Here is a 23,212-nt window from a genome sequence, read left to right on the forward strand (position 1 = left end):
GTACGGCACTCGACAGCGTCGCCACGCAGCTCGCGCTCGCGCGACACGACTCGAGTGCAGGCGCCGAGCGCCGAACCGATACGGCGGCGGCGCGGACCGGGCCTGCCGCATCGCCCGTCGGCGAGAGCGGTGGCGGCGCGAGCGCTGCGCCGCCTTCCTCGGCCGCCGACGCCATCGCCCGCTCGCGCGCCGCGCGGCGCGCCGCCGTGCGGGAGCTTGTAGCACCACGAAGGGCGCCACCCCCCACCTGCGAGCCCGGTCCCGGCTACAACGCCGACGGCGCCTGCTTCGACGAGCGCCCGAAACCGGTGGCGCCGCCGTTCGTGCCGCTCCCGGCGGATGCGGACCCCCATCCCGGCCCATCGATTCTCTGGGTCAAGGTCTCGACGGACGGCAAGACCCTCGCGGTTGACCCGCTCCGGCCCTCGCGAGACGGCGCGTTCGAGCGTGACGTACGCGCCTTCGCCAAGGACATGACCTGGTATCCCGCGACGAAAGGCGGCACGCCGGTCGAGGCCTGGACCCAGATGATCTTCCGGCCGGCAATAACGGGCGCACAGTGACGTGACGCTGCTCACAGGTTGGGCACTGTGAGGCAGTTTCCCACGTTTTCCACAAAGTCGATCTTCGTTATTTTTGTGATGTGCAGCGCGTGAATCCGCCGCCTGCCGCAGCTTCCGCGGTGGGTTGTGCGAGTTTGTGGGTTGTCCTACGTTGGCGGTCCGTTTTCGGCGCCGCCGGTCGGAGTTCACGCTCGAAGTGAGTGAATGTGGTCGGGCGCGGCGCTGGTTGAGCCGATGCAGAGCGAGCAGGTGCAGGTGCGGATGCAAAAGCGTTTCGCTGCAGAGAGTCTAACCCGCGCGTACGGCGCGGTTGCCTCGCCCAACTCCTTCACAAGCCGGGGATGTCGATGAGTCCGTCCACGCCACGGGACGCGGTCGCGCTGTCGTCCAACGCCCTTACGGTGCTCGCCAGGCGCTACCTGATGAAGGACGAATCGGGACAGCCGGTGGAGCAGCCCGCCGATCTCTTCGGGCGGGTGGCACGGACCGTGGCTCAACCTGACGCACGGTACGGGGCGTCGCCGGGCGCGGTGGAGGCGCTGGCCGAGGCGTTCTTCGGGATGATCGCGGGTGGGCTGTTCATGCCGAACTCGCCCACGCTCATGAACGCCGGCCGACCCCTCGGCCAGCTCTCCGCCTGCTTCGTACTCCCGGTGGACGACGCGATCTCGAACGGGCGGAGCGGCATCTACGACACGCTCCGCGCCATGGCCTTGGTACATCAGTCCGGCGGCGGCACCGGGTTCAGCTTTTCCCGCCTCCGGCCCAAGGACGATATCGTGCGCTCGACGATGGGCGTGGCGTCGGGCCCGGTGTCGTTCATGTCGCTCTACGACGCATCGACCGACGTGGTGAAGCAGGGCGGCACCCGCCGCGGCGCCAACATGGGCATCCTGCGCGTGGACCACCCCGACATCCTCGATTTCATCACCTGCAAGGACGACACGACCAAGATCACCAACTTCAACATCTCGGTGGCCGTCACCGACGCGTTCATGCGCGCGGTCGAGTCCGACGAGATGTACGACCTCATTCACCCCCGAACCCATGAGATCACGGGCCAGCTCCGCGCGCGCGACGTGTGGGCGATGATCATTCACGGTGCCTGGAAGACGGGTGAGCCGGGGGTCTTCTTCATCGACCGGGCCAATTACTACAACCCGGTGCCGGCGCTCGGGAGCTATGAAGCGACGAACCCCTGCGGAGAGCAGCCGCTCTTGCCGTACGACGTCTGCAACCTGGGCTCCATCAACCTCGGCGCCTTCGTGGACGAGGGCCGGATCGACTGGGACCGGCTCCGCCAGGTGATCCATCTCTCGACCCACTTCCTCGAGAACGTGATCGACGCCAACCAGTATCCGTTGCCCGAGATCACCGATCTGGCAAACCGAATCCGCCGCATCGGGCTCGGCGTGATGGGACTCGCCGACGTGTTCGTCCGCCTCGGCATTGCCTACGACTCGGAGGAGGGCGTGGCGCTCGGCCGGAAGATCCAGCAGTTCGTGGACGAAGAGGCCAAGGTCGAGTCGGAGCGGCTCGCGGTGCAGCGCGGCGTGTTCCCCGAGTGGGAGCGGAGCATCTGGGGGCCGGACGCCACCTGCGCCCGCGGCTCCGAGGGCGAGCGCATCCGGCCGATGCGCCGGCTGCGCAACTGCAACGTCACCACCGTGGCGCCCACCGGCACGATCTCGATCATCGCGGGGTGCAGCTCGGGCATCGAGCCGCTCTTTGCCGTCGCCTTCATGCGGAACCAGGCCGGCGTGCTCATGCCGGATGTCAACGAGGACTTCGTCGCGGTCGCGAAGCGCGAGGGCTGGTATTCGGACGACCTGATGAAGCGCATCGCCGAGACGGGCCACATTGATTTTCCCGAGGTGCCGGCGCGCTGGCAGCGCGTCTTCGTCACCGCCAACCAGGTGAAGCCCGAGTGGCACGTCCGCATGCAGGCGGCCTTCCAGGACTTCAATGACTCGGCCATCTCCAAGACGGTGAACTTCGCCCACGCGGCTACTGAATCAGATGTCGAGACGATTTATCGCCTCGCCTACGGATTGGGCTGCAAGGGCGTCACGGTCTACCGCGACGGCAGCCGCGAGATGCAGGTCCTGAGCGCCGGCGCCACCGCAAAGAAGGTTCAGGAAAGTGCCGGCAAAGGCACGCGGAGCTCCGGCGTTGACGCCCCTACCGCCCTTACCGACTTGCGCGGCGAGCTCGCCGAGCTCAATGCCGAAAACGAGCGCCTGCGCCGCGCCGTCCACGAGCTCGAGGCGGAGAACCTGCAGCGGCGGCAGAAGCGGTCGCGGCCTGAGCTGTTGCGCGGCACGACCCGCCGCCTGGAGACGCCGCTTGGCACGCTCTACGTCACGGTCACGGAAGATGACCGCGGGCAGCCGTTCGAGGTCTTCATGAGCCTGGGCAAGGCGGGCGGGGCGCTCATGGCGGATGTCGAAGCGCTCGGTCGGCTTATCAGCCTGGCACTTCGCTCGGGCATTCCGATGATGGAGATCTACCGGCAGCTTCGTGGCATCAGCTCCGACCGCACGATCGGCCTGGGCCCCAACAAGGTGTTGTCGGTGCCCGATGCGGTGGGCATCGCGATCGAGCGGTGGATGCAGGACAAGCAAGGCGTGCAGCAGGAGCTTTTGCCGGGCACAGCGGGCGCGGCGCCGGATTCGACGGCCGAGCCGGCGCCGGTGGTCCAGCGCATCTCACCACAGGCCGGAGAGGGTGGGGCGCAGATGGCGTTCGGCGGGATGCAGGAGACGCTGTCGGGGGCGTGCCCGGACTGCGGCTCGCAGCTAGAGTACGCGGAAGGGTGCGTGAAGTGTCACGTGTGCGGGTTTAGTGAGTGCGGGTGAGGGCATCGACGACGGCAGTATCGCGGCCTTGACGGCGCCAGCATTCTGAGCGGCGCCCCGGTCGGCGATTCGCGGAGCGGGGCGCTTGCGTTGGTCACCTTACCGCCGCTATCCCAAGCCCCACCCCCGCACCTGCCGCCACCAGCCATGCCGAGTTGACCTGTCCATAGAACAAGAGCCCCGCGCTCGCGAGCGCCAACCCGAGCGTCACGCCGTCCACGATTGCCGCCCGGCCCAGTTGCCAGGTCACCACCGCCATGAGCGCCAGCGACGCGACGTTGACGCCATCGAGCACCGCGCCCGCGAGCGGCGAACGCCGCAGCCGCGGGATCAGCGGCCCGCTCAGCGCGACGAATACGAATGCCGGCAGAAAAATGCCCACGGTCGCCACCGCGGCGCCGCCTGGACCGGCGAGCAAATAGCCCACGAACGTCGCCGTGGTGAACACCGGCCCCGGCGTCACCTGGCCCACCGCCACCGCGTCGAGCAGTTGCCGCTCGGTAAGCCAGCGGAGCCGCTCGACCAGATCCGCGCGCAGGAACGCGAGCAGCACGTACCCACTGCCGAAGAGGACGGCGCCGATCTTGACGAAGACCACGAACAGCCCCGTGAGCGTGCCCGGGCCCGCTGCGGTGGCGGCCACAGCGGCGGTGACGGTCGCGGTGGCGGCGCCTGCGGCGGCGCCCGCACCTCCAGCGGTGCCCGTGATACCGTGCATGGCCGGCAGCCGCCCGCGTCCGTCCCGCGCGATCCCGCGCGCCACCGCCATCACGAGTCCCGCCGCCGCGAGCACCGCGAGCTCATTCACCCCGAGCGCCGTCGCGATCACCGCGCCGACTCCGAGCGCCGCGAGCTCCCGACTCCGCACCGCCGTCCGGCCGAGCCGCCACAGCGCCTGCAGCACGACGGCGATCACCACCGGCTTCACGCCGTACAGAATCCCCGCCGCCGCCGGCAGCGAGCCGAAGCGGACGTAAATCCACGCAACGGCGGTGACGATCAGCGCCGCGGGCAGAATGAAGCAAGCGCCGGCCACGAGCAGTCCCGGCCACCCCGCACGCGCGTGCCCGATGTGAATCGCGAGCTCGGTGGAATTGGGCCCGGGGATGAGATTGGTGGCGCCGAGATAATCGAGAAACTGCTCGCGGCTGAGCCAGCGCCGCCGCCGCACCACCTCGTCTTCCATCAACGCGACGTGCGCCGCTGGCCCTCCGAACGCGACGGTGCCTAGCTTGAGAAAGAGCCCGGCGAGCTCGCGAAACGGCGTGCGGGGCGGCGGCGCATCGCCGCGCGCGTTCACTCTCCCGCCGCCGCGATGCGTGCGCTGTTCATCTGCGCGAGCGCTGCCTCGACACCGCGCGCCAACGTGGGCCCGTTGCCGGTGGCGTACCAGTGCACCCAGTAGTGCGCCGGCCCGTCGTCGAGCATGTGATTGTGCAGCGCGGTCACGTCGAGCCCATGTTCGCTAAGCGCGCGCACCACGGACTCCACCTCGCTCGGCAGGAGATACAGCTCGCCGGTGTTCGCCACCCGGCCGCCGCCGAGCTGCTGGAAGACGACTTCCGACGCCGTTTCCAGTGCGCCGCTCGACTCGACAGGTCGTCCCCGCACCGTGAGCTGCTCGCGGCGCGGAAAGACATACTCGGCCACGCTGCCCTCGGCTTCCGAATGCGTGCCGAGCACCGCGTCGATGGCCGACCAGTCGGCGCGGCTCGGTTCGGGCTTAAGCGGCTTGAGCGGCGTGGCGCTCTTCGCGAACAGCGCGCGGAGCCGCTTCGCCACATCATCCGGCGCCCCCTCCGCCATCACGTGCACGTAGATGATGCGCGGCCGCTCACGCTGCAGGTGGTTGTGCACTGCGGTTACGTCGACATGTTGCCGGCGCGCCTCGGCCAGCACGGCCGGAACTTCGTCCTCGAGCAGGATGCTCTCGCCCATGGCGAGCACGCCCCGACCCGCCGGCATGAAGCCGATGTAGCTGGTGAACTCGAAATCGGGGTCGAGCGCGTCGCCGCCGATGCTGACGTGGAGGTCGCTCCTGGGCAGGTTCACGCGGAAGTACGGACCCTCGGCCTCGCCCTGGCCGAAGACCTTGCGGATCGGTGCCCAGCGGGGATCGCGCGCGCCCGCCAAGTCCTGCGCAGACCCCTGCGCGTGCGCGGCCGGCGGGACGAGCGTGATGGGCGCCACCGCGGACAGGGTGCAGCCCATGACAACGACGACAATGTGACGAGCGACGCGAACGCGGCGATGCGGGCAATGGGTCTGGCTGGTCATGGATCAAGCCTGCTTCGATCGATGTGGTTCGAACTGGATGTGATCCGCGGTGCGGGCACGGCCACGCAAGCGGAGATGCACGGCATGTACGTTCGCGCACGCTATGCTGCCGATGGCCGCCCGCCGCAACGACAAAGGGCCGGCGGTGCTGTTCGACATTGCACACCAGAGGAGGTGCAGGATGACCAACCCGAACTATCCCGAGAGCGATCCGCGACACCATACGTCCAACATCAAGCGGATGCTCGCCGACACCTCGCGTCACGTGCGGGAGGACGTGAACAAGGTGCACGACCCGAAGGCGCAGGCGCTGTTCGAGACGACGGCGGAGGTCCTCGGCGGGCTGCAGAAGGCCTACACCCACTTCGAGCAGAGGCAGGAGCCGGCTTGGCGGGTATGAGCGGCGCCGGATGCGGCGCCGGAACGCGCGCCGAACGCCGGCGGGCGTCTCACCGCATGGGCTCTCGCCCCGGGCGCGTCAGGCTTCCCGCGACCCGCGCCGCCCGAGCACCGCATCCACTCCGTACGCCCCCGAGCCCGCCAGCAACAGCACCAGGGCCCCCGTGCCAAGCACGAGCGGGAACTCGATGCCCTTCCCGAAGAATCCGTTCTTCGCATGCACGAGCAGAATCGCCGAAAGCATGTCGATCACGAGCGGAATGGCTGCGAGGCGCGTGAGCAGCCCGATTAGCACCGCGATCCCGCAGAAGAGCTCGACCACCGCCACGAGCGGCGCGGTGAAGCCCGGGATCGGCACGCCCATGCCGCCGAACGCTTGCGTCGTTCCCCCGATGCCCCACACGAAGAACTTCTGCCCGCCATGCATGATGAAGATGATCCCCACGACGATGCGGAGCACGAGCAATGCGGCGTCGATGTGGCGGGGGCGCGGTGCGCTGGACGGTGCGGCGGCTGCGATCGGCATGCGACCTCCAGGTCAGGCGGCCTGCGGCATGCGGGAATCGATGTCGGTAAGATCCGCCGCGGTGAGGGTCCAGTCGGCCGCGGCGGCGTTGGCGCGCACCTGGCGCGGCGACGTGGCGCCCGCGATGACCGACGCCACCGCGGGCTGCGCGAGCAGCCACGAGAAGGCGAGCTCGAGCACCGACCGGTGATGCGCCTCCGCGAAGGCGATCAGCTCTTCCACCGCGGTGAGATTCCGCTCGCTCAACAGCTCGTTGAACCTCCCGCCTCCCGAAATCCGGGTACCCTCGGGCGCGGGTCGGCCAAGTCGATACTTGCCCGTGAGCAATCCGCTCGCGAGCGGAAAGTAGGGCAGGAAGGCGAGTCCCGCGCGCTCGCACTCGGCGAGCATGCCGCTCTCCGGCTCGCGGTGCAGGAGACTGTACTCGTTCTGCACGCTCACAAAGTTCGCGGCCCCCGGCCTCGCGGCGCTCGCCGACTCGGCCTCTCGCAGGTCCGCCACCGAAAAGTTGGAGCAGCCGATCTCGCGCACCTTGCCCGCGCGCACCAGCTCGTCGAGCGCGCCCAGCGTGTCGGCGATCGGCACCGACGGGTCCGGCCGGTGCAACTGGTAAAGGTCGATGACGTCGGTGCCGAGACGGCGGAGGCTCGCGTCGGCGGCCCGGCGCACGTACTCCGGGCGCGCGCCCTCACCTTGCCCTTGCAGCTTGCCACCGAACTTGGTGGCGATCACGACCTCTCGCCGCCGACTCCCAAGCGCCCGGCCCAGAAACTCCTCGCTCCGCGCGCCGCCGTAGATGTCCGCCGTGTCGAAAAGGGTGATGCCGGCGTCGAGCGCCGCGCGAACCACATCCGCGCTCGCCGCCTCATCGGTCCGCCAGCCGAAGTTGTTGCAGCCGAGGCCCACCGTCGAGGCCGTGAGCGAGCCGATCCTGCGGTGTTGCATGTCATCGCTCCAGATGAAGGGCCGACGCACTCCTAACCGGGAGCGCCGGGCCGCCGCGGTGATCGATGGCCGCGCGGCCGTCTGGACAGCATCGCGGCGCGGGCCATATTCCGACGTGCCCACATGATGGCCGCGATATCGGAGACGCCATGAAGCTCGCCCTCTCTCTCGCGCTCGGCGCGTTGCTCGCCGGCGGAGCGCAGGATGCCTGGTATCATCTGACACTCACCCGGCTCGACTTCCCGCCCGACTCGATCGTGACCGCCGGCATCACCCTCACGCCCGAGCCCGGCGCGATGGATGCCACCCTCGCCCTCACGACCCGGTGTCACGAGAAGGTGAGCGCCACCTATCAGGCGCGCGGCGCGGTCATCATGATCCGGCTCAAGGGGACGTCCGAAGTCCGCAACTGCCCCACGGCCGATGTCCCGGAGCTGTACCGGGCGCACTTCAAGCGCCTCAAGCCGAAGAAATACCAGGTGGTCGTCCTCAATTCCGACGATGACGACCACTGGCAGGGATGGAAGGCCGCCGTCGCAGACGTGCCGCCGGCAGAATGAGATGGGCGCGGCACGCCGCAATCGCGACCGTCTCGCCTACAACTGGCTGCGCAGAATTTCCGGCGTGAGTGTCTGCAGCCATCCCGAGAGCCGCGTGAACTGCCCGCTCACCATGAGCGCGCCCACGAACACGAGCAACGCGCCGCTCGTCCGCATGACCCAGGGCAGGAACCGCCGGAACCGCTGGAACCACGAGAGGAACGAATCCACCGCAACCGCCGCAATGAGAAAGGGCACGGCGAGCCCGGCCGAGTACACCGCGAGCAGCACGAGCCCCTGTCGCACATCGTGCTGCGTGGCCGCGAGTCCGAGGATCGCGCCCAGCACCGGCCCGATGCAGGGCGTCCATCCCGCCGCGAACGCCATGCCGATGAGACCCGAGCCGAGATAGCCCAGCGGCTTGTTCTGGACCTGAAGCCGCCGCTCCTGCTCCATGAAGGGAACGCGCACCACGCCGAGGCAGACGAGCCCGAACAGGATGATGAGCACGCCGCCCGCCCGCTGGAGCCAGAGCTGGTAGTAGCCGAGCGCGCGGCCGAGCGCGGTGGCGCTGGCGCCGAGCAGCATGAAGACGAGCGAGAAACCGGCGACGAAGAGGAGTCCATGCAGGAGCGCGGAGCGGCGCCGCTTGGACAGCTCGGGCAGGGTGAGCCCGGTGAGGAACCCGACGTACGATGGCACCAGCGGCAGGACGCAGGGCGAGAGAAAGCTCAGCAGTCCGGCCGCAAAGGCCACGAACAGACTCAGGTGTGCCGGGGATTCCATGCGGTTGGTTCGGGGCTCGAGGTGACGATCGGACCCGGATACTTGCGGGCCTCCGCCGTTGGCGCAAGGGAGCGCCGCGCCTATCTTCGTGCAGGCGGGGACTCACCCCGCGCCCTGGGCGACCCGCAACGGAGGACGACCGATGGCTGATCCACAGGGTGGCACCCTCAAGCCGGTGTCGCCGGCCCGTGTGGCGGCAGAGCTCACCAAGCTGAGTGAGATGCGGCAGAGCGGCGAGTTGGACGCGACGACGTACGACCAGCGCTTTGCCCGAATGATCGGTGAGCTGCGGGACCGGCGGATCGACGGGAGCCGCGCCGACATTCTGGCCGCGCTCACACCGCTGGTGGAGCAGGGGACCGTGCGCCCCGGAGACTGGGCCCGCTTCACCAAGCAGCTCGGGCTCGCCTGAGGGCGAGGTGATCCGCCGGACCATCTAACTTTCCCGCATGCCGCTTCCAACCCGCCGTCCGACGCCCACGACCTGGGTCGGCCGCGTGCCCGTTGGCTCGTGCCATCCGCTCGTCGTGCAGTCGATGACCAACACCGATACCGCCGACGTCGGCGCCACCGTGCGCCAGGTGGCGGCGCTCGCGCGCGCGGGCAGCGAGCTGGTGCGGGTGACGGTGAACAACGAGTCGGCGGCGGCCGCCGTGCCCGAGATCGTCGAGGGGCTCGACCGGATCGGAGTGGCCGTGCCCATCGTGGGCGACTTCCACTATAATGGGCACCTGCTGCTCACCGCCTTTCCGGCGTGCGCCCGCGCGCTCGCCAAGTACCGCATCAACCCCGGCAACGTGGGCGGCAAGCGGCGCGACGAGCACTTCGGCGCCATCATCGGCGTTGCCGTCCGCAATGAGAAGCCCGTCCGCATTGGCGTCAACTGGGGGTCACTCGACCAGATCCTCCTCACAGAATTGATGGATGCGAACGCGCGCTCGGCCGAGCCGCGCGATGCGCGTGAGGTGACGATGGACGCGATGATCGAGAGCGCCCTCCGCTCCGCCGCGCTCGCCGAGTCGATGGGCATGCCGCACGAGCGGATCATCCTGAGCGCCAAGGTGTCGGGCGTCCAGGACCTGATTGACGTATATCGCCGGCTCGCCACGCGCTGCGACTACCCGCTGCACCTGGGACTCACCGAGGCCGGCATGGGAATGAAGGGCACGGTGGCGAGCAGTGCCGCGCTTGCCGTCCTGCTCAACGAGGGCATCGGCGACACGATCCGGGTGTCGCTCACGCCGGAGCCGAACGGCGACCGTGCCGAAGAAGTGCGCGTCGCGCAGCAGATCCTGCAATCGCTCGGGTTGCGCAGCTTCACGCCGCAGGTGACGGCCTGTCCCGGCTGCGGCCGCACCACGAGCACCTTCTTTCAGCAGATGGCGCTCGACATCCAGACCTACCTCACGGAGCGGATGCCGGTCTGGCGCGCGGAGCGCCCGGGCGTCGAGGAGCTGCGCGTGGCGGTGATGGGCTGCGTCGTGAACGGCCCCGGCGAATCGAAGCATGCCCACCTCGGCATCTCGCTGCCGGGCACGTTCGAGGAGCCGAAGGCGCCCGTGTACGTGGATGGCCGGCTCCTCGTCACGCTCAAAGGCGACGGGATCGTGCCCGAGTTTCTCGCCATCCTCGACGAGTACGTCGCGACGCGATACGGCGTGCGCGATGCGGCCGCGGCCGGCGCTACCGCGACGCCGTCCTGTCGTTGAGGGCGATCTCGCCCTTCCAATCGAGCACGAATTCGGCCCCACCCCCTCAGAGATCCCAAAGCGGCGGGCATCGTCGCCGCTTACTGCACCGAGAAGGATGAACCATGCATCGTTCCACGCCCCTCGCCACGCTCCGTTGCACGCTCGCGCTCGCCCTCCTCGCCGCCGCGGGCTGCGCCACGGCCACGTCCTCGGCCGAGCGATCGGTCGCCGAACAGTCCGGTTACACGCCGGCGGCGTTCGTGTCAGGCGGGCCGGAGCCGGGCCGTGCCGCGCCCGACTTCAACCTGCCGTGGGCGAGCCGTGACACCGCCGGCGGTCCGGACGATCCGTACGGCCTGTGGAAGGATCGCGGGAAGGTGATCGTGCTCGCGTTCTACCCGCACGACTTCACCCATACCGACAGCCTCGAGCTCGCCACGTTTCGTGACCGCTACGATGACCTGTTCGGCCCCGACGTGATCGTGGCGGGCGTGAGCGTGGATCCGCTCGCGACGCACGCCCGGTTTGCCCGGACGCTCGAACTCCCCTTCCGCCTGCTGAGCGATCCGGACCAGGCGGTGGCTCGGCGCTACGGCAGCAGCGATACGGGTGGGATCGACCGGCGCACGGTGTTCGTAATCGGGCGCGACGGGATGGTGGTCTGGCGTGCGATGAAGTTCAAAGCGACCGATCCCAAGGCATACAACGAGCTGCAACAGGCCGTGCGCGCCGCGCGCCGTGGTTGAGCGGGGACGCGGGCCGGCGCGACAAGCGGCGCGCGCGGGGACGCGGGCCGGCGCTCGGCTTGCCGCGCTTGCCGCGATTTCCGCTGCATCCCTTTGCGGAATCTCCCCGGCGCCATCTCGCGGGCCGCAGCACAATCCGCCGCCGCCCACGTGGACTCGCTGGCCGCCGCGTACTGGCAGGCCGAGCTCGGGCGCTTTCCCGAGTCGGCCACGATCCACGGCTTCGCGGGCCCCCGCAACGCCCGGCTCACCGACCTCTCGCCCCGCGCCGCGTGGGACGCCCGCCTGCACGAGCTGCTACGGGCCGCCGCAACGGTGGACGCCGAGCGGCTCGACCCCGCGGGTCGGGTTAACCTTGCCATGCTGCGCGAGGCGGCATCGAGGCAGCTCGCAGGCCGCATCTGGCGGCGCGAGCTCTGGACGGTGGATCAACTGAACGGCCCCCAAGTCGAGTTCGCGACGCTCGCGGCACTCCAGCCGATCGGCACCGCGACGGAGCGGGCCCATCTGCTCGCGCGCTGGCGTCGCATGGGGCCCTATCTCGACCAGCACGTGAAGAACCTCCGCACCGGGCTCGACAGCGGCTACGTCGCGGCCCGGATCAACGTCGAGCGGGTGATCGATCAGCTCGACCGCCTGCTCGCCGACCCGCCCGACTCCTCGGCTTTGTCGGCGCCGGCCCGCCGCGCCGGGCGGGCGGGCGCGGGCGGATTCAATGCCGCCGTCCACGCGACCGTCCGCCGCGGCATCTACCCGGCGCTCCGCCGTTACCGGGAGTTTCTCCGCGACGACTACCTGCCGCGGAGCCGCACCGAGCCGGGCGTGAGCGGCATCCCCTCCGGCGCGGCCTGCTACCGCGCGCTCATCCGGGTCCACACGTCGCTCAATCTTTCGGCCGACTCGATCCACCGGATCGGGCTGGAAGAAGTCGCCGCGATCCGGCGCGAAATGCTCGACGTCGCCCGGCGCCGCTTCCACTCCGAAAACCTCGACTCGCTCCTCCCCGCGCTGCCGCTCGACACGGGCCTCACGTTCGCGACCCGCGCCGAGGCGTTCGACACGGCCGAGCAGGCGGTGGCGCGCATGGAGCGGAAGCTGCCCGAGCTGTTCGGCCGGCTGCCGCGTCGGCGCGTTGTCGTCCAGGAGATGCCGGCGTTCGAGGAGCGCGACGCGCCCGCCGCCTACTACTTCCCCGGCACCGCCGACGGGAGCCGGCCGGGCAGATACCTCGTGAACACCTACGACCCTCGCCAGCGCCCCCGCTACACCGCGGAGGTGCTGGCGTACCACGAGGCGGTGCCGGGTCACCACGTGCAGATCGCGCTGAGCCAGGAGCTGCCCCTCCCCGACTTCCGCCGGTACGGCGGCGGGAGCACGGCGCTGGTCGAGGGATGGGCGCTCTACACCGAGCGCCTGGCAGACGAGGCGGGGATGTACAGCAGCGACCTGGACAGGATCTCCGGAGCTTCCACGATGCGGTGCTCGCAAACGGGGCGCTGGCGCTGCCGGTCCTGGCGGAGCAGGTACAGGCCTGGATCGCGACCCGGCGGCCCTCAGGTGGAGAGCGGTGACGGCGCGTAGCAATTTGACGCGCGTGGTACCTGAATACCTGAAAAAGCCCATGTAGAAAATGTGAGTAAATCGAGCGTATGCATAAATAGATCGATGGTGGCGCCACTGTCGCCATGCGTGAGGTCAGATGAATGCTGCCAGCAAAAGCACAGCTTTAACAACGGCTTGTGCCGCCCACCTGACGTATCCGCTGAGGTGCGATCGAGTCCATCGAGCCCTGCATGGAGCGCCGAACGATATTCACTTCCTGGGCTTTTCCACATGTGGATTCGAGCCGTTTCGAGCACCCGCCGGACCGCGGAGTTGTCCACAGTCGCCAGCATTCGCCTCGAAATGTTGACAGCATGAGCGCGGACGCGACGAGCGGCATTCTCCGCGCCGATCGCGTGCTCACGCTGGCACCCGGCATCGTCGGCGACGCGATCTGGTGGGAGGACGGCCGCGTGCGCGCGGTTGGCGACGCGGCCCATCTCAACCGTGAGCGCCGCCGCGCCGGGTCGCGCCGCCTTCCCGAGTACGAGCTGCCTGGCGCAGTAGTCACCCCCGGTTTCGTGGACGGCCACACCCATTTCGGTGCTTGGGCGCTCTACCGGCGCCGGGTCCAGCTCGCGGGTGCAGTGAAGCGAGCGGAGGCGCTGCGGAGGATTCAGCGCGCGACCCCGGTGGACGGCTGGGTGCTCGGCCAGGGCTGGGATGCCAATGGGTGGGAGCGCGCGCCCGACCGCTGGGCCCTCGACGCGGTGCAGCCCGGCCCAGTGTTCCTCGAGTCAGTCGACATGCACGCGGCCTGGCTCAGCAGCGCAGCGCTCGGCGCTGCGGGCATCACACGGGACACGGCCGACCCGTTCGGCGGCGTGATCGTACGGGACGGCAACGGCGAACCCACGGGCCTCCTCAAAGAGCGCGCGGTCGACCTGGCGCTCCCCGCACTCCCCTTGGCGCATCCCGATCGCGTGCTCGAAGCCTTGCGTGCCGCGCAAGCCGAAGCGCACCGGCTGGGAGTCACAGGGCTGCACGATGTCGAAGGCGAGCCCGTGCTGGAGGCGTTTCGCCGGCTGGAGGCGGAGGGCGCGCTCACGCTCCGGGTGCTCTTCCATCCGCCGGTGGCCTCGCTGCCGTCGCTGGTGGCGGCCGGGGTCCGGAGCGGCGCGGGCTCCGAGTGGCTCGCGTGGGGCGGCATCAAGCTCTTCCTCGACGGCAGCCTTGGCACCCGGACCGCATGGATGCTCGGGCCCTACGAAGGCAGCCGCGACCGCGGCCTCGCCACCTCGACGCTCGAAGCCGCACGCGCCGCCACGACCACCGCGGCCGCCGCGGGCATTTCGAGCGTGGTTCACGCCATCGGGGACGCGGCGGTGCGCCGGGCGCTCGATCTCTTCGACAACCTGCCGCGCGCCGCCATCCCGCACCGGATCGAGCACTTCCAGTGCGTCCACCCCCACGACGTGGGTCGCGCGGCGCGGCTCGGCGTCGTGCTCTCGATGCAGCCCGCGCACCTCCTCACGGACATTCCGCTGGTCGAGCGCCATTGGGGCGGGGGCCCGCGCGGCCGGGGCGCCTACGCCTTTCGCACGCTGCTTGGCACCGGCGCCGCGCTCGTCTTCGGGAGCGACGTCCCGGTAGCCTCGATCGATCCGCGCGACGGCATTTACGCCGCCCTCGCCCGCCGGTCCGCCGACGGCTCGCCGGCCAACGGCTGGCACCCCGACGAGCGACTCGACTTTGCGGCCGCGCTGCACGCGTACACCGCGGCACCCGCAGCCGCAGCAGGCGTGGCGGCCCGGCGCGGCACCCTCGCCGCGGGCAACGACGCGGATTTCGTCGCGTGGGAGGTGGACGGCGCCGCACTCCAACGCCCGGCGCCCGATGCCGCCGACGCATTCCGCCGCGCGAAGGCGCGACTCACGGTCGTGGGCGGGCGCATCGTGATGCGCGCGTGATGCGCGCGACCCTCAAGGTCCGCCTCGCAACGCGCCTCGCCAACCCTGCGACATCGCCCCGGCGCGGTTAAACTCCTGCCCTTCGACGGGAGAGGAGCGTTCGTGGCACCGACCGCCATTCGCCGCACGAAAATTGTCGCTACCCTTGGCCCCTCGTGGGACCGGCCCGACCAGATGGCCGCGCTGCTCGAGGCCGGCGTGAACGTCGTGCGCATCAACGCGTCGCACGGGACGCCGGAGCTCCGGGCCCGCTGGATCACGCAGCTCAAGGAGGTCATCGCCGCGCGGAGTGCACAGGCGAGCGCCGCGATCCTGCTCGACATCCGCGGTCCACGCATCCGGGTCGGCAAGCTGCCGGCGCCGATGCCGCTCGTGCCGGGCCAGGAGGTGGTCTTCGCGCCGGAGGGCATCGCCGGGCCGGGCGAGATCCCGACCACCTACGCGGGGCTCGCGCGCGACGTGGGGAAGGGCGCCACGATCCTGCTCGACGACGGCCTGCTCAACGTCGAGGTGCTGGAGAGCGATGGCGAGCGGATCCGTGGCTGCGTGCGCTACGGCGGCGAGCTCAAGGCGAACAAAGGGATGAACCTCCCCGGCATCGAGGTGAGCGCCCCCGCCGTGACCGACGCCGACCGCGCCGAGATCGAGCGCGCCGTGGCACTCGGCGTGGACTACATCGGCGTCTCATTCGTGCGAAAGAAGGAGGACATCGAGGACGTGCGCCGGCTGGTGCCGCGCTCCACCTGGCTCATCGCCAAAATCGAAAAGGACACGGCGCTCAACCAACTCGGCCCCATCCTCGAGGCTGCGGATGCGATCATGGTAGCCCGCGGCGATCTGGGCGTGGAGCTGCCGTTCGAGGAGGTGCCGCTCGCGCAGAAGCGGGTGATCCGCGAGGCCAACCTGCATGGCAGACCGGTCATTACCGCGACGCAGATGCTCGAGTCCATGGTCCATGCCCCGCGGCCCACGCGCGCCGAGGCTTCGGACGTGGCGAACGCGATCCTCGATGGCACCGACGCCGTGATGCTCTCGGCCGAGACGGCCGTGGGCGACTATCCGCTCGAGGCGGTGCAGGCGATGACCCGCATCGCGCGCGAGCTGGAGCGGCACCGGCGCGGGCGGAGCCCGGCCTTCGACGTGGCCGTGGGGCGCCGGCGCGAGGAGATGGAGCGCGTCCATCGGGGCGATGTGCACGGCGCGCTCCCCACCCGCACCGAGGACGCCATCGCCGTCGCCGTGTGCGCGGCGGCGGAGCTGATGGCTGCACCGCTCATCGTCTGCTTCACCAGCAGCGGATTCACCGCGCGCACCGTCGCGTCGTACCGCCCCACGGTGCCGATCTTTGCCGTGACGCCCGAGCCCGAGACCTTCCGCCAGCTCGCGCTCGTCTGGGGCGTCGTGCCGGCGCTGGTGGATCACTTGCCCACCTACGACTCGATGCTCACGATCGCGCGGCACAAGCTACTCGAGCTCAAGCTGGCCGAGCCGGGCGAGCGCGTGGTCGTGACGGCCGGTGTCCCCTTCGATCAGCCCGGCACTACCAACCTGCTCAAGATCGAAGCAGTTTAGGAGATGCGGCTCACCTTTCTCGGCACGGGCACTTCGTTCGGGGTGCCCCAGATCGGATGCGCCTGCGCGGTGTGCCGCTCGACCGATCCGCGCGACCGGCGCACCCGGTCGGGCGCGGTGGTACGGACCGAGAGCGGCACCATCCTGATCGACACGCCGCCGGAGTTGCGCTTGCAGCTCATCGCGGCCGGCCTCTCGCACGTGGACGCGGTGCTCTACACCCACGAACACGCCGATCACGTGAACGGCATCGACGACCTGCGGATGTTTTCGCAGCGCCAGCGCCGGCCGCTGCCGCTCTACGGGCCGCCTGAAACGCTGGAGCGGATCAGGGCCTCCTTCCGCTACATCTTCGACGACGCGACGCCGCTCTACGCGGGCACCTCCAAGCCGGCGCTCGAGCTGCACGCGCTCGTGCCGGGCGAGCCCACGATGGTGGCGGGCGTCGATGTGCTGCCGCTCGCCTTCCAGCACGGGCACCTGCGGGTCTTCGGCTACCGGTGCGGCGATCTCGCGTACATCACCGACGTGAAGGAGGTGCCCGCGCCCGAGCGCGAGCGACTCCGCGGCGTGCGCGTGCTCGTGCTCAACGCGCTCTGGTGGCGCCCCCACCCGACCCACTTGAGCATCGACGAGGCGATCGCGGTGGCGCGCGACGTTGGCGCCGAGCGGACGTATCTCACGCATCTCACCCACGAAACCGCGCACGCCGATCTCGAGGGCAAGCTGCCGGCGGGCATCCTGCCCGCGTACGACGGGCTCACCGTGGAGGTCCCGTGATCCGGTTCAACTATGGCCGCCTGCTGGCGGACGGGCTCGACGGCGAGCACGGGCTCCCGCGCGCGGTGCTCGCCGAGCTGGGCCAGCGCTTCGGCGCCGTGCAGGCAGAGGTGCGCGAGCGTCGCGCCGCGGGCGACTACGGCTTCTACGATCTCGTCGCACAGGACGCCACGGTGGACGAGATCACCCGCTTCGCGGAGGGTCTGGGCCAGGCGTACGATCACGTCCTCGTCCTCGGCATCGGCGGCTCGGCGCTCGGCACCAAGGCGCTGCTCAACGCACTGCGTGCCCCGGCCTGGAACGAGCTGGACGACGAGGGGCGCGACTTCTTTCCGCGCCTCACCGTGCTCGAGAACGTCGATCCTACATCGGTCCGCGCCGCGCTCGACCGGATCGATCCGCGCCGCGTGCTGGTGAACGTCATCAGCAAGTCGGGTGGGACCGCGGAGACGATGGCGCAGTATCTCGTCGTGCGCGGATGGCTCGACGAGACGCTCGGTGCCGCGGCGTACCGGCACCTCGTCTTCACGACCGATCCGGCGCGGGGCGCGCTGCGCGAGCTGGCGGGCCGCGAAGGCATCGCCACGCTGCCCGTGCCGCCGGGGGTGGGCGGGCGCTACAGCGTGCTCTCGCCGGTGGGCCTCCTGCCTGCGGCGCTCGTGGGCATCGACATCCGCGCGCTGCTCGACGGCGCGCGGGCGGCGCTTGGGCGCGCAGAGCCCGACGAGCTGCTCGAAAACGCACCCGCACTCTACGCTGCCCTCCTCTGGGCGGCCGACACGAGGCTCGGCGCGCGCATCCACGTGCTGATGCCGTATAGCGACCGGCTGCGCGAGCTCGCCGAATGGTTCCGGCAGCTCTGGGCAGAGAGCCTGGGCAAGCGGGTGGACCGGCGCGGCCAGACGGTACACGTGGGACCGACGCCGGTGGGCGCGGTGGGTGCCACCGACCAGCACAGCCAGGTGCAGCTCTTCATGGAAGGGCCGTTCGACAAGGTGCTGACATTCGTGACCGTAGAAGATTTCGGCGTCGACGTGCCGATCCCATCGCGGTCTGACCTGCCGGCCGACCTCGCATATCTCCCTGGCCACACGTTGGGCGAGTTGCTGCACGCCGAGGGCGCCGCCACCTCGGCGGCGCTCGCCCGAATGGGGAAGATGAACTGCACGCTCAGGCTGCCGGCCGTGTCGCCCGAAAGCGTGGGCGAGTTGATCATGTTCTTTCAGATCGCGACCGGGTACGCGGGCGTGTGGTACGGGGTGGACCCGTTCGACCAGCCGGGCGTCGAGTTGGGCAAGCGGCTCACGTTCGCTGCGATGGGTCGCCCGGGGTACGCGGAAGAGAAGGGCACCGGGCGCGAGGCCTCGCCGACCGACGAGGTCTGAGCCCGGCTTTCCGCAGGGAGGGCGCAATGCGCCTCACAATCACCCGCCTCGTGGCGGTCGCGGGGCTCGTGCTCGCGCTCGGCGCGACGACGTCGGCCGCCGCTCACACCAGCGCACCGCCGGCACCATCGGCCGCCCGCATCACCATCCTCTACGACGCCTTCGGCGGACGCGCGGGGCTCACCCGCGACTGGGGCTTTGCCGCGCTGGTCGAATACGGTGGCAAACGGATTCTGTTCGATACCGGCGACAATGCCGCCATCTTCGAGCGAAACGTGCGCGCGCTCAAGATCGACCTGCGCACGCTCGATTTCGTGGTGATCTCGCACCGACACAGCGATCACATCGCCGGGCTCGCCTATCTCCTCAAGGTGAACCCGCGCGTCACGATTTACGCGCCGAGGGAGGGATTCGGCGTGTTTGGGTCGGCGCTGCCGGCGACGTTCTACCGGCGGAACGATTCACTTCCCGCGCGCATGCGGTACTTCGACGGCGAGCCCGCTGACACGCTCCGGTTCGGCCAGGCATGGCCCGATGCGCACTTCGTTCTGGTCGACAGCGTGACCCAGATCGCACCAGGCTTCTCGATCATCTCGACCGTGTCCGACAAGCCGGGCACACTCGAATTGCGCGAGATTTCGCTCGCGGTGGCGACGCCGGCGGGGCTCGTCCTGCTGGTGGGCTGCTCGCACCCGGGCATCGAGCGAATCGTCCAGGCCTCGGCCGAGGTGGGCCCACACGTGCACATGATTTTGGGCGGACTGCACCTCGTGACGACGCCGGACGACGAAATTGAGCGGATCGCGACGGCATTGCACGACCGATGGGGCATCGATCGCATCGCCCCAGGCCACTGCACCGGTGAGCCAGCATTTGCGGCGCTCTGGCGCATGTTTGGCGCGCGGTACGTATATGCGGGGCTCGGTACGGTCATCGAGGCCACATAGCTCGCGCGCGGCGGATCGGTAGCCGTTTGACCCGCCCTTCCAATCGGCCTACATTAGCCGGACGAAGCGTCGGTAGATGTTGCCCATGCAAGGACTTCACGCATGTCTGATGCAGTGCGCGAGGCGATAGGAATTTACGGCGGTGCGGTGGCGCAGAGCGGCGCGGGCGTCGCGGTGCGGGACGCGGCCGCGCTCCGTTCTTCCGCCACCGACCGGCTGGTGGGGCAGGCGGTGTTCGGTGAGGGGGCCGAGCGCGACGCCGGGCGCTGGCTGCTCTGGGAGCTGGGCCAGGCCACCGGCGCTCGGCCGGCGTCGATTCACGATCTGTACATGGCGCGCGGCCGCGGTGAGTGCGGCGGGTTCACCGTGCCCGCCATCAACGTGCGCGCGATGGCGTACGACACCGGGCGCGCGGTGTTCCGCGCCGCGCGGGCGGGCGGGGTGGGCGCGCTCATTTTGGAGATTGCGCGGTCCGAAATCGCCTACACCGACCAGCGGCCGGCCGAGTACGTGTCTGTAATGCTCGGCGCGGCGCTCCGCGAGGGCCATACCCTTCCGCTCTTCATCCAGGGCGACCACTGCCAGGTCAACGCCAAGAAGTACGCCAGCGACCCCGACGGCGAAATCGCGGAGGTGGAGAAGCTCATCGCGGAAGAGATCGGCGCGGGGTTTTACAACGTCGACGTCGACACCTCGACGCTGGTCGATCTCTCGCAGCCCACCCTCGCCGAGCAGCAGCGCGCCAACTACGAGCGCGCCGCCGGCATCACCCGCTTCATCCGCCGCCGCGAGCCGGACGGCGTGACCGTGTCGGTGGGCGCCGAGATCGGCGAAGTGGGGATGAAGAACAGCACGGTCGAAGAGCTGCACGCGTTCATGGATGGGTACAACGCGAGCCTTGCCTCGCTCGGCTCGTTCGCCGGGATCAGCAAGATCTCGGTCCAGACCGGCACCAGCCACGGTGGCGTGGTGCTCGCCGACGGCAGCATTGCGGAAGTCAAGCTCGACCTCGCGGCGCTCGCGGCGCTCTCCCGCGTGGCGCGCGAGCGATACCACCTGGCCGGCGCGGTGCAGCACGGTGCCAGTACGCTTCCGGCGGATGCATTCGGCAACTTCCCCCGCGTCGAAACCGCCGAAATCCACCTCGCCACCAACTTCCAGAATATCATCTTCGACCACGCCCGCCTGCCCGCGCCGCTCCGCGCCGCCGTCAAGGCGTGGCTCGGAGAGAACGCGCAGGGCGAGCGCAAGGCGGGCGACTCGGAAGAGCAGTTCTACTACAAGGCGCGCAAGCGGGCGATCGGCCCGTTCAAGCGCGAGCTGTGGGAGCTGCCGGACGACGTGCGCGGCGCGATCGCCGCCGACCTCGAGCGGATGTTTGCGTTTCTCTTTCAGCAGCTCAACGTGAACGGCACGGCGGACCTGGTGCGGCGCCACGTGGACGCGCCGCTGCAGCATCACGCGACCCTCAAGCCGGCGCTGGTCGCCGCGGCTGACGACCCCGACGCCGGGGAATAGGGAGGACACCATGGTGCATCGCAGGGAGCCTCGCGAAGTGATCTACCTCGACCGCGGCGGCGACGCCTCGGTCAAGTGGCTGCTCTGGGGCGCGGTGCTCGGCGCCGGCGTGGCGCTGCTCTACGCGCCGCGGAGCGGGGAGGAAACCCGCCGCACCTTGCAGCGCAAGCTCTGGAAATTCCGCGCGATGACCGAGGAGAAGCTCGACGAGCTGACCCAGCAGTTGGGCGGGGCGCGCCGGGCCTCGCTCGCCGACCTCGAGGACGAGGAGGAGCTGGACGAGGAGGACGAGCTGGAAGACCCGCTCGAGGAGGAGGGCCCGGCGCGCGGCGGCGTCGCCGGCGCGCGGCAGGAGCTCGAGCGCCGGCTGGGCGAGGCCCGCGCCCGCCGTCGCGCTGACGCGGAGCTCGAGGAGCCGCTCGCCTGAGCGGCACGCCCAGGCGGGCTTGGTACCAGTCATTCCGCGGGTTCGTCTGGCGCACTCTCGAGGCCGCCGACGAGAATCATGTCCCGTTCTACGCCAGCGCGCTCACCTTCGACGCGCTGCTCGCGGCCATCCCGTTCGTGCTGCTCGTGCTGGTCGGATTGAGTCTCGCGGCGCAGGCGCTCGCGCCGGCGCACGTCACCTTCGGAGACGGCTCGGTCAACCCCTCGGAATATTTTCATCGCTTTCTTCCACCGCACTCGACCGCGCCGGGCCAGGATCCGTTCAGCCTGGTCGAGGGCGTGCTGACGAAGATCCTGCGCAACCGCGCGACGCTGTCGCTGTATGCCGCGCCCGCGTTCATCTGGTTCAGCACCCGGCTCTACGCGAGCGCGCGCACGGCGCTCAACGAGATCTTCGATGTGTCCGCGCGGCCGGAGCCGGCCCGGTCAGTGGTCGTCGCCTACCTGCTCGGCAAGCTGCGCGACACGGCGCTGGTGCTCGCCACCGTGCTGCTCTTCCTCGCCAACACCGTGCTCACCGGCGGCCTTGCCTATTTGCAGTCGCGTGGCACGGCGGTGGCGCCACAATTCCGGTTCTTCGTTTCGACACTCGGACGGGTGCTGGGCGAGGGGCTCGCATTCGCCTTCCAGCTCTCGCTCTTCTATATCACCTATCGATATGCGTCGCGCCGCCGCCCGCGCTGGCGCACCGCATTGCTCGCGGCAACGTTCGCCGCGGTTGCGTTCGAGATCGCCAAACGGCTCTACGCGCTCTACCTCGCGCACTTCGCCTCGCTCACCGGCCCCTCGGGCGACGCCAACATCGGCGCGATCGTCCTCTTCGTGCTCTGGGTGTACTACACCGCGGTGGTGTTTCTCCTGGGTGGCGTCGTCGCCGAAATCTGGGACCTCAGAAAGCTGCAGCAGCGCCAGCGCGCAATCCTCGCCTGAGCGCGGTGCCCTGGCGCCGTTGCCGCGGGCGCACCACCTTCATCCGCCGTTTCTCACCCACCGTCGTGCCGTTCCACCGGTTTCGAGAGGAGGCCTCTCATGAAAGCCATTCGCCTGGAGGTCGTCGGATTTGTGGCGCTTGCCGCGATCGGCTGCGGCGGCCCGCCCAGGCCCGCCGCGGCCGCCGCCGATGATCCGTCACCTGCGGCGCTCTCCGCCGCCGATGAGGCAGGCGTGCGCGCTGTCGATTCCGCGTGGGCCGCCGCCGCCAACCGGGGCGACGCGGCGGCGCTCTCGGAGCTGTATGCGTCCGATGCGGTATATCAGGCCCCCGACGCGCCGCCGGTGACTGGGCGGGATGCCATCGCGAAGGAAATGACCGGCCTGATGCAGCTCAAGCCGGCCGGGATGACGCTCAGGACGGAGAAGGTGGAGGGGCGGGGCGATCTCGCCTACGCCGTTGGCCAGTTTGCGATGACGGTGAACGGCCAGACGACGACAGGGCACTATGCAGAGGTGTTCAAGAAGCAGGGGGACGGGTCGTGGAAGTACGCGGTCGATGCTTGGGCGATGAATGGGAAGTAGGGGCCACGGGGAGGCGGCCTTGCCGCCCTTTCCGTTTCCCCAGCCACTGCATCGGGCTATATTCGAGATGCCCCAGGTCCGAAGGGCGCCGGCGCGTGAACCGCGTCAGGACCTCGCCGGTAGCAGCGCTAAGCGATGTCCGGTGTTGCTTCGGGGTGCCTGGGGCAACTTTCATGGGCGGTAGAGACGATAGAGGCGGTAGGGGC

Annotated in this window: 22 protein-coding genes and 1 other RNA gene; 18 read left to right on the forward strand and 5 right to left on the reverse strand. The window is 69.7% G+C overall.

Annotated features, from left to right (window positions below; genetic code table 11):
* The coding region (locus VFW66_14440; protein HEX5387899.1) for a hypothetical protein at positions 1-563 on the forward strand (563 nt) is incomplete at its 5' end.
* A gap of 347 nt (positions 564-910) precedes the next feature.
* Positions 911-3,421: a vitamin B12-dependent ribonucleotide reductase gene (locus VFW66_14445; protein HEX5387900.1), complete on the forward strand. Its 2,511-nt coding sequence runs from the start codon at positions 911-913 to the stop codon at positions 3,419-3,421.
* A gap of 94 nt (positions 3,422-3,515) precedes the next feature.
* Here the strand turns inward: VFW66_14445 and chrA are convergent, their stop codons facing one another.
* Both chrA and VFW66_14455 read right to left on the reverse strand, forming a co-directional pair.
* Positions 3,516-4,721 (reverse strand): chromate efflux transporter, encoded by a 1,206-nt coding sequence (chrA, locus tag VFW66_14450; protein HEX5387901.1) that lies wholly within the window; start codon positions 4,719-4,721, stop codon positions 3,516-3,518.
* A complete protein-coding gene (locus VFW66_14455) occupies positions 4,718-5,698 on the reverse strand; it encodes a DUF1259 domain-containing protein (protein HEX5387902.1) in 981 nt (326 codons plus the stop codon). The genes chrA and VFW66_14455 overlap by 4 nt, the downstream gene beginning before the upstream one ends.
* Positions 5,699-5,879: 181 nt before the next feature.
* On the opposite strand from VFW66_14455, the gene VFW66_14460 reads away from it, so the two are divergent.
* On the forward strand, positions 5,880-6,098 hold the full coding sequence (locus VFW66_14460; GenBank protein ID HEX5387903.1) for a hypothetical protein: 219 nt from the start codon (positions 5,880-5,882) through the stop codon (positions 6,096-6,098).
* Between the two features lie 78 nt (positions 6,099-6,176).
* Here the strand turns inward: VFW66_14460 and VFW66_14465 are convergent, their stop codons facing one another.
* Together VFW66_14465 and VFW66_14470 are read right to left on the reverse strand one after the other, a co-directional pair.
* Positions 6,177-6,623 carry a DoxX family protein gene (locus tag VFW66_14465; protein HEX5387904.1) on the reverse strand — a complete coding sequence of 149 codons (447 nt, stop codon included), beginning with the start codon at positions 6,621-6,623 and terminating at the stop codon, positions 6,177-6,179.
* Positions 6,624-6,635: 12 nt separating this feature from the next.
* Positions 6,636-7,568, reverse strand: coding sequence for an aldo/keto reductase (locus VFW66_14470; GenBank protein ID HEX5387905.1), 933 nt, complete (start codon positions 7,566-7,568; stop codon positions 6,636-6,638).
* Positions 7,569-7,717: 149 nt separating this feature from the next.
* Between VFW66_14470 and VFW66_14475 the strand changes: the two genes are divergently transcribed.
* Entirely contained in the window at positions 7,718-8,128 is a 411-nt protein-coding gene (locus tag VFW66_14475) for a hypothetical protein (GenBank protein HEX5387906.1), read from the forward strand.
* 36 nt (positions 8,129-8,164) lie between these two features.
* Here VFW66_14475 and VFW66_14480 read toward each other — a convergent pair whose 3' ends face one another.
* Positions 8,165-8,893, reverse strand: coding sequence for a cytochrome c biogenesis protein CcdA (locus VFW66_14480; protein HEX5387907.1), 729 nt, complete (start codon positions 8,891-8,893; stop codon positions 8,165-8,167).
* Between the two features lie 142 nt (positions 8,894-9,035).
* On the opposite strand from VFW66_14480, the gene VFW66_14485 reads away from it, so the two are divergent.
* The 14 genes from VFW66_14485 (at position 9,036) to ffs (ending at position 23,174) form a co-directional block, all read left to right on the forward strand.
* A complete protein-coding gene (locus tag VFW66_14485; GenBank protein HEX5387908.1) occupies positions 9,036-9,305 on the forward strand; it encodes a hypothetical protein in 270 nt (89 codons plus the stop codon).
* Between the two features lie 37 nt (positions 9,306-9,342).
* Positions 9,343-10,602 (forward strand): flavodoxin-dependent (E)-4-hydroxy-3-methylbut-2-enyl-diphosphate synthase, encoded by a 1,260-nt coding sequence (ispG, locus tag VFW66_14490; GenBank protein HEX5387909.1) that lies wholly within the window; start codon positions 9,343-9,345, stop codon positions 10,600-10,602.
* A 104-nt stretch (positions 10,603-10,706) separates the two neighbouring features.
* Positions 10,707-11,330, forward strand: coding sequence for a peroxiredoxin family protein (locus VFW66_14495; GenBank protein ID HEX5387910.1), 624 nt, complete (start codon positions 10,707-10,709; stop codon positions 11,328-11,330).
* 93 nt (positions 11,331-11,423) lie between these two features.
* Positions 11,424-12,911 carry a DUF885 domain-containing protein gene (locus VFW66_14500; GenBank protein ID HEX5387911.1) on the forward strand — a complete coding sequence of 496 codons (1,488 nt, stop codon included), beginning with the start codon at positions 11,424-11,426 and terminating at the stop codon, positions 12,909-12,911.
* Positions 12,912-13,246: 335 nt separating this feature from the next.
* A complete protein-coding gene (locus VFW66_14505) occupies positions 13,247-14,842 on the forward strand; it encodes an amidohydrolase (GenBank protein ID HEX5387912.1) in 1,596 nt (531 codons plus the stop codon).
* Positions 14,843-14,944: 102 nt separating this feature from the next.
* Positions 14,945-16,414 (forward strand): pyruvate kinase, encoded by a 1,470-nt coding sequence (gene pyk, locus VFW66_14510; protein HEX5387913.1) that lies wholly within the window; start codon positions 14,945-14,947, stop codon positions 16,412-16,414.
* Between the two features lie 3 nt (positions 16,415-16,417).
* Positions 16,418-17,194 (forward strand): MBL fold metallo-hydrolase, encoded by a 777-nt coding sequence (locus tag VFW66_14515; GenBank protein HEX5387914.1) that lies wholly within the window; start codon positions 16,418-16,420, stop codon positions 17,192-17,194.
* Complete coding sequence (locus VFW66_14520) at positions 17,191-18,579, forward strand: glucose-6-phosphate isomerase (GenBank protein HEX5387915.1); 1,389 nt, start codon at positions 17,191-17,193, stop codon at positions 18,577-18,579. The genes VFW66_14515 and VFW66_14520 overlap by 4 nt, the downstream gene beginning before the upstream one ends.
* A gap of 26 nt (positions 18,580-18,605) precedes the next feature.
* The gene (locus VFW66_14525; protein HEX5387916.1) at positions 18,606-19,526 is read left to right on the forward strand and encodes an MBL fold metallo-hydrolase; all 921 of its coding nucleotides are present in this window, start codon (positions 18,606-18,608) and stop codon (positions 19,524-19,526) included.
* A gap of 102 nt (positions 19,527-19,628) precedes the next feature.
* On the forward strand, positions 19,629-21,044 hold the full coding sequence (locus VFW66_14530; protein ID HEX5387917.1) for a class II fructose-bisphosphate aldolase: 1,416 nt from the start codon (positions 19,629-19,631) through the stop codon (positions 21,042-21,044).
* A 10-nt stretch (positions 21,045-21,054) separates the two neighbouring features.
* Entirely contained in the window at positions 21,055-21,471 is a 417-nt protein-coding gene (locus VFW66_14535; GenBank protein HEX5387918.1) for a YtxH domain-containing protein, read from the forward strand.
* The gene (locus tag VFW66_14540) at positions 21,468-22,421 is read left to right on the forward strand and encodes a YihY/virulence factor BrkB family protein (protein ID HEX5387919.1); all 954 of its coding nucleotides are present in this window, start codon (positions 21,468-21,470) and stop codon (positions 22,419-22,421) included. The genes VFW66_14535 and VFW66_14540 overlap by 4 nt, the downstream gene beginning before the upstream one ends.
* A 99-nt stretch (positions 22,422-22,520) precedes the next feature.
* Positions 22,521-23,006 (forward strand): SgcJ/EcaC family oxidoreductase, encoded by a 486-nt coding sequence (locus VFW66_14545; GenBank protein ID HEX5387920.1) that lies wholly within the window; start codon positions 22,521-22,523, stop codon positions 23,004-23,006.
* Between the two features lie 70 nt (positions 23,007-23,076).
* Positions 23,077-23,174: signal recognition particle sRNA small type (ffs, locus tag VFW66_14550), an RNA gene on the forward strand.
* Positions 23,175-23,212 lie beyond the last annotated feature (38 nt).

This window comes from Gemmatimonadales bacterium (assembly GCA_036279355.1).
Taxonomy (GTDB): domain Bacteria; phylum Gemmatimonadota; class Gemmatimonadetes; order Gemmatimonadales; family GWC2-71-9; genus DASQPE01.

Bases quoted from the DNA above. Each gene is read 5' to 3' on its own strand.
- VFW66_14525 (HEX5387916.1), top strand. From the start codon at position 18,606: ATGCGCCTCACAATCACCCGCCTCGTGGCGGTCGCGGGGCTCGTGCTC.
- VFW66_14460 (HEX5387903.1), top strand. From the start codon at position 5,880: ATGACCAACCCGAACTATCCCGAGAGCGATCCGCGACACCATACGTCC.
- VFW66_14495 (HEX5387910.1), top strand. From the start codon at position 10,707: ATGCATCGTTCCACGCCCCTCGCCACGCTCCGTTGCACGCTCGCGCTC.
- VFW66_14480 (HEX5387907.1), bottom strand. From the start codon at position 8,893: ATGGAATCCCCGGCACACCTGAGTCTGTTCGTGGCCTTTGCGGCCGGA.
- VFW66_14470 (HEX5387905.1), bottom strand. From the start codon at position 7,568: ATGCAACACCGCAGGATCGGCTCGCTCACGGCCTCGACGGTGGGCCTC.
- VFW66_14455 (HEX5387902.1), bottom strand. From the start codon at position 5,698: ATGACCAGCCAGACCCATTGCCCGCATCGCCGCGTTCGCGTCGCTCGT.
- VFW66_14445 (HEX5387900.1), top strand. From the start codon at position 911: ATGAGTCCGTCCACGCCACGGGACGCGGTCGCGCTGTCGTCCAACGCC.
- ispG (HEX5387909.1), top strand. From the start codon at position 9,343: ATGCCGCTTCCAACCCGCCGTCCGACGCCCACGACCTGGGTCGGCCGC.
- VFW66_14485 (HEX5387908.1), top strand. From the start codon at position 9,036: ATGGCTGATCCACAGGGTGGCACCCTCAAGCCGGTGTCGCCGGCCCGT.
- VFW66_14530 (HEX5387917.1), top strand. From the start codon at position 19,629: ATGTCTGATGCAGTGCGCGAGGCGATAGGAATTTACGGCGGTGCGGTG.
- VFW66_14545 (HEX5387920.1), top strand. From the start codon at position 22,521: ATGAAAGCCATTCGCCTGGAGGTCGTCGGATTTGTGGCGCTTGCCGCG.
- VFW66_14465 (HEX5387904.1), bottom strand. From the start codon at position 6,623: ATGCCGATCGCAGCCGCCGCACCGTCCAGCGCACCGCGCCCCCGCCAC.
- VFW66_14505 (HEX5387912.1), top strand. From the start codon at position 13,247: ATGAGCGCGGACGCGACGAGCGGCATTCTCCGCGCCGATCGCGTGCTC.
- VFW66_14515 (HEX5387914.1), top strand. From the start codon at position 16,418: ATGCGGCTCACCTTTCTCGGCACGGGCACTTCGTTCGGGGTGCCCCAG.
- VFW66_14535 (HEX5387918.1), top strand. From the start codon at position 21,055: ATGGTGCATCGCAGGGAGCCTCGCGAAGTGATCTACCTCGACCGCGGC.
- VFW66_14475 (HEX5387906.1), top strand. From the start codon at position 7,718: ATGAAGCTCGCCCTCTCTCTCGCGCTCGGCGCGTTGCTCGCCGGCGGA.